The organism is Streptomyces sp. SID12501, assembly GCF_010550245.1.
Classification (GTDB): domain Bacteria; phylum Actinomycetota; class Actinomycetes; order Streptomycetales; family Streptomycetaceae; genus Streptomyces.
Genome location: NZ_JAAGLU010000020.1, coordinates 183,905 through 193,683, shown reverse-complemented (window position 1 = coordinate 193,683; position 9,779 = coordinate 183,905). Strand labels below are relative to the sequence as shown.

At 72.0% G+C, this 9,779-nt stretch carries 9 protein-coding genes and 1 pseudogene; 5 read left to right on the top strand and 5 right to left on the bottom strand.

All coding sequences use genetic code 11. The features are described 5' to 3' along the window. Positions 1–126: 126 nt before the first annotated feature. Both G3I71_RS24645 and lnt read right to left on the bottom strand, forming a co-directional pair. Positions 127–450 (bottom strand): annotated as a pseudogene (locus G3I71_RS24645) (NUDIX domain-containing protein); the annotation flags it as partial. Between the two features lie 67 nt (positions 451–517). Next, a complete protein-coding gene (lnt, locus tag G3I71_RS24640) occupies positions 518–2,128 on the bottom strand; it encodes an apolipoprotein N-acyltransferase (protein ID WP_164317311.1) in 1,611 nt (536 codons plus the stop codon). A gap of 221 nt (positions 2,129–2,349) precedes the next feature. Here lnt and G3I71_RS24635 point away from each other — a divergent pair, with 221 nt between their 5' ends. Continuing rightward, on the top strand, positions 2,350–3,414 hold the full coding sequence (locus tag G3I71_RS24635; RefSeq protein WP_164317309.1) for an O-antigen ligase: 1,065 nt from the start codon (positions 2,350–2,352) through the stop codon (positions 3,412–3,414). A gap of 24 nt (positions 3,415–3,438) precedes the next feature. Here G3I71_RS24635 and G3I71_RS24630 read toward each other — a convergent pair whose 3' ends face one another. Together G3I71_RS24630 and G3I71_RS24625 are read right to left on the bottom strand one after the other, a co-directional pair. Further along, complete coding sequence (locus tag G3I71_RS24630; RefSeq protein WP_164317308.1) at positions 3,439–3,981, bottom strand: hypothetical protein; 543 nt, start codon at positions 3,979–3,981, stop codon at positions 3,439–3,441. Positions 3,982–4,065: 84 nt separating this feature from the next. After that, complete coding sequence (locus tag G3I71_RS24625; RefSeq protein ID WP_164317306.1) at positions 4,066–4,851, bottom strand: aspartate/glutamate racemase family protein; 786 nt, start codon at positions 4,849–4,851, stop codon at positions 4,066–4,068. Positions 4,852–4,909: 58 nt separating this feature from the next. On the opposite strand from G3I71_RS24625, the gene G3I71_RS24620 reads away from it, so the two are divergent. Beyond that, entirely contained in the window at positions 4,910–6,088 is a 1,179-nt protein-coding gene (locus G3I71_RS24620) for a glycosyltransferase (RefSeq protein ID WP_343243065.1), read from the top strand. 16 nt (positions 6,089–6,104) lie between these two features. Here the strand turns inward: G3I71_RS24620 and G3I71_RS24615 are convergent, their stop codons facing one another. After that, entirely contained in the window at positions 6,105–7,388 is a 1,284-nt protein-coding gene (locus G3I71_RS24615) for a TerD family protein (protein WP_164317304.1), read from the bottom strand. 274 nt (positions 7,389–7,662) lie between these two features. On the opposite strand from G3I71_RS24615, the gene G3I71_RS24610 reads away from it, so the two are divergent. The 3 genes from G3I71_RS24610 to G3I71_RS24600 all read left to right on the top strand — a co-directional run bounded on the left by G3I71_RS24610 (position 7,663) and on the right by G3I71_RS24600 (position 9,763). Then, positions 7,663–8,103: a DUF6643 family protein gene (locus G3I71_RS24610; protein ID WP_164317302.1), complete on the top strand. Its 441-nt coding sequence runs from the start codon at positions 7,663–7,665 to the stop codon at positions 8,101–8,103. Between the two features lie 42 nt (positions 8,104–8,145). Then, positions 8,146–8,970, top strand: coding sequence for an MOSC domain-containing protein (locus tag G3I71_RS24605; protein ID WP_164317301.1), 825 nt, complete (start codon positions 8,146–8,148; stop codon positions 8,968–8,970). A 187-nt stretch (positions 8,971–9,157) separates the two neighbouring features. Next, positions 9,158–9,763: a hypothetical protein gene (locus tag G3I71_RS24600; RefSeq protein ID WP_343243064.1), complete on the top strand. Its 606-nt coding sequence runs from the start codon at positions 9,158–9,160 to the stop codon at positions 9,761–9,763. Positions 9,764–9,779 lie beyond the last annotated feature (16 nt).

Here is a 9,779-nt window from a genome sequence, read left to right as displayed (position 1 = left end):
CCCACCGGGTCACCACCCCCAGTCGCACATGATCGGACAACCCCACCCAAGGATGCATGCCGGGCCCAACGACCGCGTTCCTCCGGCGTCACTGCGAACTGCTTGACGAGTTCAAGCAACGGCATTGGCCCGGCAGCGGAAGGTGATGTCCATGTACTGGCAGACGTCCCCGTTCTCGTACGTCACCGGGTCCAGGGCCTGGACGAGCACGACCCGTTCGGGCACGCACCGGACCGCCGTCTCCTCGTAGACCTCTCGCACCGCGCAGGCCGCAGGCTGCTCGCCCGGGTCCGGAATGCCGCCGACGACCGACCACTTGCGGGTGTCGGTACGCCGGCCCAGGAGCACTCTGCCCTCGTCGTCGAAGACAAGGGCGGTGACACCGGGGAGCCAGAGCAACTGGCGGCCGGCTGAGGCACGAAGAGCACTGATGAAGTCAGGAGTAGCCATGCCCCCGACCCTAACCGGGCTGCCCTGTCACCCCTGTTGATCACGGGGGCGTGCAACCGGCGTACGACTACACGCCACCGGCGCGCCGCCCGCGCACACCTGCGCCGATCGCCCAGCCGAGACCGCCGGCGGCGACCAGGACGAGGAGCATCTCGGGCAGGATGCCGAGCTTGGTGGCGGGCGTCTCGGAGGAGCGCAGGGGCACCTTCTGGACGAGGGAGTCGGCGACGAACATGCCGGTCTTCTGGGTGATCCTCCCGTCCGGCATGATGATCGCGCTGACACCGCTGGTCACCGGGACCGTGACGGTCCGGCTGTGCTCGACGGCGCGGACACGGGACATCGCGAGCTGCTGGTAGGTCATCTCGCTGCGGTCGAACGTGGCGTTGTTGCTCGGCACGGAGATCATCTGGGCGCCGTGCGTGACGGTGTCGCGCACGGCCCAGTCGAAGGCGGCCTCGTAGCAGGTGGCGAGGCCGACCTTGGCACCGTCCATGGTGAAAACGCCCGGCTTCGTGCCCCGGCTGAAGTCCTGGTGGACCATGGTGGTCCAGTTCTTGTTGATGTGTTCGAGCATCGAACGCAGCGGAAGGTACTCACCGAAGGGCTGCACCTGCCGCTTGTCGTACGTGTCGGTCGGGCCCTTCGCCGGGTCCCACAGGATCTGCTCGTTGTAGAGCTTGCCGCCCCGTTCGACGACCCCGCCGACCGAGATGGGCGCGCCGATCGTCTTGGCCGCGTTCTCGATGACCGCGGCGGCGTCGGGGTTGGCGAAGGGATCGATGTCGGAGGAGTTCTCCGGCCACAGCACGAAGTCGGGCCGGGCCACCTTGCCCGCCTTCACCTGAGCGGCCAGCCGCAGGGTCTCACGCGCGTGGTAGTCGAGCACGGCACGCCGCTGGGCGTTGAAGTCGAGGCCCGCGCGGGGCACGTTGCCCTGGATGACGGCGACGGTCGCGGTGCCGTCCTCGGCCTTGTCGCTCACCAGCGTCCGCGCGGCCAGGGCGCCCACCACGGGGACGGCCACGCTCAGCGCGGCGACGACCGCGGCGACGCGCGGTACGGCACCGGTACGGCGCCACTCGATCACCTGGCGCACGATTTCGTACAGCCCGAATCCGCACAGGACGACCGCGAAGCCGAGCACCGGGGTGCCGCCCAGCGCGGCGAGCGGCAGGAAGACGCCGTCCGCCTGGCCGAAGGCGATCTTGCCCCAGGGGAAGCCGCGGAACGGCACGCGCGCGCGTGCCGCCTCGCCCGCGATCCACACGGCCGCCGCCCACAGCGGCCACCCGGGCAGCTTCGACACGGCGGCGATACCCGCGCCGACCAGCGCGACGAAGACCGCCTCGATGACGACCAGCGCCAGCCAGGGCCCCGGGCCGACCTCCACACCCGTCCACACCAGCAGCGGCAGCAGGAACCCGAGACCGAACAGATAACCGAGACCGAGTCCCGCCTTCCAGGACCGGCCGCGCAGCAGCCAGCCGAGGATCCCGAAGGCCGGCAGGGCGAGCCACCACAGGGTGCGGGGCGGGAAGCTGACGTACAGCAGCACTCCGGCGAGCGCGGCGGTGGCGGCCGGCCAGAGGCGCAGCAGCCGCGCGCGGCGCGAAGCGGGCGCGAGCTGCGGTTCGAGCTGGTCCGGCTCGGCTGTGGAAGGAGCGGTGGCGGTCACTCCGGGAGTGTACGGCGCCTGCCCGGGGCGCCGACAGCACGGTCCGGCCCGTAGCCGCGGGCCCGCTCGCGCACGTCTGCCGCATCGTTTCTGCGCAACTCGTCCACAATTGACGCACCAGCCGTTACGGTGTGCCGGAGCCTCTGACGTGCGCGCCGGTGACGGTCCGTGCGGTCGGGGCCCGTCACAGTTCGGGGGGCGACGGGTTGGGGTCCACGGGGATGACGTCGGCGGCCGGGGCGCCGCCGGACGGTGAGAGACGAAACGTTTCCGACGCGGCGGGCGTCGTCGTGCTGGGCGCGTGTGCCACCTGGTCGCTGATCACGGCGGCCACCCATGGCGGCCGTCCCGAGGGCGTGCTCCTGGCGGTGCTCGCGGTGGCCGCAGGCTATGCGGCGGGACGGATCTGCGGGGCGCTGCTGCCGGTCGCCGCCCCCTGTACGGCGGCGCTGGCCGGGTTCGGCCTCGCGGTGGCCGCGCCGCACGCGCTGCCGGGGCCGCAGACCGCCACCCCACCCGGGCATCTCGGGGGCGTGGCCGCGCTGCTCGTCCTGGCGACCGGCGCCGTCTGCTGTGCCGCCTGGGAGGCCCGCCCGCCGCTGCTGCGACTGGCGCTGCGTGCCCTGGCCGTGGTGATCACGCTGGCGTCGGCGGTTCTCGGCCCGCTCGCCGGATTCGCCCTCTGTGCCGCCGTCCTGCTCTGCTCGCTCGCCGCCGGCCACATGCCGCGCCGGGGCGTGGGCCTCGCCGGGCTGGCGCTGACGACGGCCCTGGTGACCGGGACGGCGTGGGCGGTCGCCGAGGACGTGCTGCCGGACGGGCTCGCCGATTCGCTGGAGGGACAGGTGAGCGGTCACCGGCTCGCCCTGTGGCACGACGCCCTGCTGCTGGCCCACCGGAACCCTGCGACGGGGGTGGGACCGGGCAGGTTCGCGGAACTCAGCCCGACGGCTTCCCAGTCGCTGCCGGTCGAGGCCCGGCCGCACTCCGCACCCCTTCAGCAGGCGGCAGAGCAGGGCGTGGTCGGCGTGGCCCTGCTGGCGGCGGTCTTCTGCTGGGTGCTGTACGCCCTGTGGCGCACTCCGCGTCCCACCTCCGTCGCACTGACCGCAGGCGCTGCCCTGACAGGCCTGGCCGCCCTCGCGACGGTCGGCAACGTGCTGAGCTTCACCACGGTGACCGTGGGCGCGGGCCTCCTCGCGGGCCTGGCGACGGCCCGCCCGTTCGTCCACGAGACACCGGACACGACGCCGACACGCGCGCGGGAAGAGCGGGAACACCGGTAGGCCGCCGGGACGGCGACCGGAACGTCAGTGTGCGGCCCCCGCCGCACCCGGCCGCAGCCGGTCCCTGATGACCCGTACGGCCGCCTCCGCGTTGTCGACCGTGATCGTGAACGTATGCCCGTCCCCGAGGCTCAGCACCACGCCCTCTCCCCGGCGTACGACGACCGCGGTGCCCTGCTGGGGCCGCCAGCGGTAGCCCCAGCCGCCCCACTGGCGTGGGGTGACCCTGGCCACGAACTCGGCGCCGACGATCTGGGACAGCGGAATACGGCGGCGAGGCAGGCCCATGTGGCCGCAGCGCACTTCCAGGGAGTCCTTGTCGACCTTCACGGCGACGTGCACGAACGCGAGGGTGCCGAAGAGGACGAGCAGTCCGGCCGCGATGCAGCCCACGACGGACATGGCGAGCGGTGCGACGCCGGACGTCCACGCCGAGTCGACCGCCAGTTCGATACCGAGCGCCATGAAGGCGCAGCCACCGAGCGCCAGCAGCCACTGGGCACGGTTGGTCGCCCGGCCGGTCCAGATCTCGGTCGGCACGACTTCGTCGCGGGGGAGGTCCCTCATGCTTACGAGACTACTCAGGTTCCGCTGCGCGGGCACCGGCTTGCGGAGGGTGACTGCTCCGCCTGGCCGCCGTATGCCCCTCGGTCAGCGGACGGAGGTGGCCGCCTGCAGCAGCCGCCCCTCCTCGTAGGCCAGCGCGGCCGCAGGCAGCGGACCCGCGATGCCGTTCAGCAGGGCGGTGAGGGTGCCGTCGGCCGGCGCCTCGGGGTCGGGGGTCACGCCGAGCCTGCGGAGCGTCTGGGCGGCCACCGCGCCGGCGGAACCGTGCAGGACGAGCGGAGGGCGGCCGGGCTGCTGGACGGCCGCGCGGATGCGTTCGGCGACGAGTTCGTAATGGGTGCAGCCCAGGACGACGGTCGTCACCTCGTCGGGGGTGAGGACAGCCGCGGCGGCGATGGCGGCTTCGATCGCCGACTCGTCCGCGTGTTCGACCGCCTCTGCCAGTCCCCAGCAGGGCACCTCGGTGACCGCGACGCCCTCGGCGAAGTCCCGGATGAGGCCGCGCTGGTAGGGGCTGCCGGTGGTGGCCGGAGTGGCCCAGATCGCGAAGGGCCCGCCTCCCGCGGCGGCGGGCTTGATCGCCGGGACCGTGCCGATGACGGGAAGCTCCGGTTCGAACCGGGCTCGCAGTGCGGTCAGGGCATGCACGGTCGCGGTGTTGCAGCCCACGATCAGCGCGTCGGGCCGCTGCGCGGCGGCGGCCTCGGCGACGGCGAGCGCACGCTCGGTGAGGTCCTGCGGGGTGCGCGGGCCCCAGGGCATACCCGCGGGGTCCAGGGAGAGCACGAGATCCGCGTCGGGCCGCAGCCGCCATACCGCCGCGGCCGCCGGCAGAAGTCCGATTCCGGAGTCCATCAGCGCGATCTTCACCCGGTCACTATAAACGGCGTGCCCTTACGGACCTCCGGGGTGGGGCAGACTGCGGCGGGTGAGCGCCGTTGTGTGGATCGCCGTCGGATCACTCGCCGCCTGGCTGTGGCTGCTGCTGTGCCAGGGCTTCTTCTGGCGTACGGACGTCAGACTGCCGTCCTACGCCCGGGAGCCGGAATCCTGGCCCCCCGTCTGTGTCGTCGTGCCGGCCCGCGACGAGGCCGCCGTGCTGCCCGCGAGCCTGCCCTCCCTCCTCGCCCAGGACTATCCGGGGCGGGCCGAGGTCTTCCTGGTCGACGACGGCAGTTCGGACGGCACCGGGGAGCTGGCCCGGGAGCTGGCGCGCCGCCACGGCGGGCTGCCGCTGACCGTGGACTCGCCGGGTGAACCGCCCGCGGGCTGGACGGGCAAGCTGTGGGCCGTACGTCACGGCATGGGCCTGGCACGCGCGCGTGGGCCGGAGTTCCTGCTGCTGACGGACGCGGACATCGCCCACGAGCCGGACAGTCTGCGGGAGTTGGTGGCGGCGGCGCTGGGCGGCGGCTTCGACGCCGTGTCGCTGATGGCCAGACTGCGGGTGGAGAGCGCCTGGGAGCGGCTCGTCGTACCGGCCTTCGTGTACTTCTTCGCGCAGCTCTATCCCTTCCGCCGGATCGGCAGGAAGGGCACCCGGACGGCGGCTGCCGCGGGCGGGTGCGTGCTGCTGCGCGCGGAGACGGCCGAGCGGGCCCGGATCCCGGACGCCATCCGGCACGCCGTCATCGACGACGTGGCGCTCGCGCGGGCCGTCAAGGGCGGTGGGGGCCACATCTGGCTGGGGCTCGCCGAGCGGGTGGACAGTGTGCGGCCCTACCCGCGTCTGCACGACCTGTGGCGGATGGTCTCGCGCAGCGCGTACGCGCAGTTGCGCCACAGCCCGCCGCTCCTGCTCGGCACGGTGCTCGGCCTCGCCCTGGTGTATCTGGTGCCCCCGTTCGCCCTGCTGGCCGGGCTCGCCACCGGGACGACGCCCGCGGCGGTGTGCGGCGGCCTCGCGTGGCTCGTGATGGCGGGGACGTACATCCCGATGCTGCGCTACTACGGGCAGCCGCTGTGGCTCGCTCCCCTGCTGCCGTTCACCGCGTTCCTGTACCTCCTCATGACGGTCGACTCGGCGGTGCAGCACTACCGGGGACGTGGCGCCGCCTGGAAGGGACGGACGTACGCGCGTCCGGAAACCGCTGCGGACGAGAGCTGAACCGCGTGGGTCACGGTCACTTGCGGCCGGGTGTCCAGTTCATGCCCCAGCCGTAGACGTGGTCGACGGTCCGCTGGGGACTCACCCCGCGGTCGGGCACCAGATAGCGGGCCTCGCGCTGGATGATCAGATCGCCGCCGTTGTTGGTGATCAGGGCGAGCGCGCACACCGTGGAGGGCACCGTGCACTCGTCGAGCGAGAAGTCGACCGCCGCTCCGTTCGCCGGGGTCAGGGTGACCGTGGCGTGCAGGTCGGCGAAGGAACGTGCCCCCGCATAAATGGTCACGAAGATGAGGATGCGCCGGAAGGCCTGCTTGTGGTCCAGGTTGACCGTGAGGTTCTCGCCACTGGACACGGCACCGGTGCGGTCGTCGCCGTCGAGGTGGATGTACGGCGGCTGATGCAGCGCGCCGAAGGCGTTGCCCAGGGACTGGACGACGCCCTTGCTGCCGTCGGAGAGTTCGAAGAGGGCGCACAGGTCGAGGTCGAGGTCGGAGTGCTGGGCGACCGCGCGGCCGAGCTTGCTGCCCCACCCGGAGAACTGCTTGTGGACCTGCCAGTTGAGGTTGACGCGCAGGGCGCCCGAGGTGCCGCCCTGTTTGGTGAGCGAGACGGACGGGGCCTCCTTGGTGAGCGTCACCTTGGTCAGGCGTACCGGCGTCGCGGGAGGGGCGGGCGGAGGCGCGGTCACGGGCCGTGCGGGCGGCGGGGGCATGGTCACCGGAGGTACGACGGGTGGAATGGCGGGCGCGGCGGCCTGCGTCGCGGGCGGCGTGTGCTGGGGCTCGTCCACGGTGATGCCGAAGTCCGTGGCCAGGCCTGCCAGCCCGCTGCTGTAGCCCTGTCCGACCGCGCGGAACTTCCAGGCGCCCTGCCGACGGTAGAACTCGCCGAGCACGAACGCGGTTTCGACACTGGCGCCCGCGTTGTCGAAGCGGGCCACCACCGTGCCCTGCGCCGCGTCGCGGACCTCGATGTACAGGTCGGGAACCTGCCCGAACGTTCCTCCGTCGGCGGAGGCGGCGAGGACCACGGTCTCGACGGCCGGCTCCACGCGCGCGAGGTCGACGAGAAGGGTGTCCGTCACCCGGCCTCCGCTGTCCCGCTTGCCCTCGTGCCGGACCGCCTCGGAGGAGTGCACGGCCTGGTTGTAGAAGACGAAGTCGCTGTCGGAACGGACCTTTCCGGCCACCAGCAGCAGTGCGGAGGCGTCCGCGTCGGGAACGCCCGGCCCGGAGCGCCAGCCCAGCTCGACCCGGAGTGCCGCCGTGGGCACCGGAGCATTCGATCCCTTAGCCATGGACATGACCGCCCCCATCTCTGCTGGACTCGTGACCAAACCTATTCTCCCGGGCCTGTGAACTCCCGTTGAACCGCCTTGCCGAACGGGGGAAGAACGCGGGGCGACCCGTCGGTAACCGGGCCGGAACCTGGCCTTTACCTGATCTCCGCATGCCCCGGTGCCCCTTTTTGGCGAGTTCGCTCGCATTGGGGGTCCCAGGTCGCCGCCGACACGGAAATCAACCCTCTTATCGGTCTCCCCAACCAGCTCATGTGGGTTTAACTTATGTCCCATGACCTCCCCCCGCTCCACCTACGGCGGCGGCTACTACTCCGCCTTCCCGGACACTCCGATCTACGACTCGCTCGTCGCCGAGCGGGGGGCCCCGCAGATCGCCCCGATCCGGGTCCCCGCCGCGTACGACATGGGCAACAACCTGCCCGCGCTGCCGTCGGCGCTTCCCGCGCTGCCGGCCGGCCCGTCCCAGCAGGCTCCCTCCTACGGCTACCAGCAGGCGCAGCAGCCCTCGCCGCTGCAGCAGGCGCCGGCGGCGTACATCCCGCAGCAGGTACCGCAGCGTGGTTACCCCGGTGGCGGCCAGCCGATGCAGCAGCAGCGTCCGGCGCCGGCGGCCACCGGATACGAGGCGATGCGTCCCGCGGCTCCCCGGCCCGCCCAGCCGCAGTACCAGGACCCGTACAACAACCAGCAGCAGCAGTACCGCGGGTACTGATCTCACCCCCGGAGTGTCCGTGCCTGCTGGCACGATGGCGGTATGGGGAATGCGGAGCTGCACTCGATTCACATTCATCCGGTCAAGGCGTTCCGGGGCCAGGCGCCCCGGCAGGCCGTGGTGGAGCCCTGGGGGCTGGCCGGGGACCGGCGCTGGGTACTGATTGACGCCGGGGGAAAGGTCGTCACCCAGCGCCGGCAGCCACGCCTGGCACAGGCTGCCGCCGAATTGCTGCCCGGTGGCGGAATTCTTCTCTCCGCGCCCGGTCGCGCGCCCCTGACCGTGCCCGTCCCGGAGGTGACGGGCACGACGACGGTGGACATCTTCGGCACCAAGGTGCCGGCGGTCCTCGCGGGCGACGACGCGCATGACTGGTGCGGCGGGTATCTGGGCGAGGACGTACGTCTCCTGCACATGGACGACCCCGGCACGCGCCGCGCGATCGACCCGGAGTTCGCGTTGCCCGGCGAGACCGTGAGTTTCGCCGACGGCTACCCGCTCCTGCTCACCACGCTCGGGTCGCTCGGCGCCCTCAACTCCCTGATCGTGCAAGGGGATCAGCCGCACGAGGGCCCGCTGCCCATGAACCGCTTCCGGCCCAACGTGGTCGTGTCGGGGACTGCCGCCTGGGCCGAGGACGGCTGGTCCCGGATCGCCATCGGCGAGGTCTCCTTCCGGGTCGCCAAGATGTGCGGGCGGTGCGTGGTCACCACCACCGACCAGGACACCTCCGAACGCGGGCGGGAACCGCTGCGCTCCCTCGGGCGCCATCGGCGCTTCGGCAACCAGTTGGTCTTCGGCCAGAACCTGGTGCCCGAAACTCCCGGCACGATCAGCGTCGGCGATCCGTTCAAGATCCTCGAATAGGCGGGCGTGATCTTCCGATTGGTCCCCGGGGGCGGGAACACCGGCACAGGGCCTGACCGTTGGGTTGGTGAGAAGTTCACAGGACGGCCGGTGGGATCCGGTGAGTGGTGATTTCGCTCTCTCTTTGACCGGCATCGTGCGTGAACTGATCCGACCGGGGTTATCACGGAGCGGAAGGGGGTGCGGTGTGCGGGCGATCGGCGGACTCTGGCGCTGGCGGCACAATCCGCTGCGCCGCGCGACCGATCTCGCGGAGGCCTGGCTGGCGCTCGCGGCCCTGCTGCTGATCCTTCTGGCGGCGCCCCTGATCGGCGTCCTCGTCGGCGGCGCCGCCCAGGGCGCGCTGCAACAGGCCGTACGGGACCAGCGCGAGGCCCGTCATCTCGTGACGGCCACCGTGGTCAAGAAGCTGGCCCGATCCCCGTTGGAGCCCGATCCCGAGTCGGCGTCCCCTCGGGAGGCGCGAAGCCGCGTGGAGGCCGGCTGGACGGGGCCGGACGGCACGGCGCAGCACGCCACGGTCATGGCGAACCTCAAGTCCCCGCATCCCGGTGACCACTTCACGCTGTGGACGGACGAACACGGGCGAATAGCCGCCCGCCCCCTGGACACCGCCACCGCGACGACGCACGCGGTCCTCGCCGGGTTCGGAGCGACCGCCCTGTCGGCCGGGTTCGTCGAGGGCGGTCGGCGCCTGATGCTCTGGCGCATGGTCCGTCGCCGGTACACCCGTTGGGACCGGGCCTGGGACCGGGCCGGACCCGACTGGGGCCGGACCGGGACAGGCAGTTGACCGCCTTCCGGCTCTG

What these genes read in the sequence shown, in the direction of transcription:
- G3I71_RS24635 (WP_164317309.1), top strand. Translation starts at nt 2,350, where the DNA reads ATGACGTCGGCGGCCGGGGCGCCGCCGGACGGTGAGAGACGAAACGTT.
- G3I71_RS24630 (WP_164317308.1), bottom strand. Translation starts at nt 3,981, where the DNA reads ATGAGGGACCTCCCCCGCGACGAAGTCGTGCCGACCGAGATCTGGACC.
- G3I71_RS24615 (WP_164317304.1), bottom strand. Translation starts at nt 7,388, where the DNA reads ATGGCTAAGGGATCGAATGCTCCGGTGCCCACGGCGGCACTCCGGGTC.
- G3I71_RS24610 (WP_164317302.1), top strand. Translation starts at nt 7,663, where the DNA reads ATGACCTCCCCCCGCTCCACCTACGGCGGCGGCTACTACTCCGCCTTC.
- G3I71_RS24605 (WP_164317301.1), top strand. Translation starts at nt 8,146, where the DNA reads ATGGGGAATGCGGAGCTGCACTCGATTCACATTCATCCGGTCAAGGCG.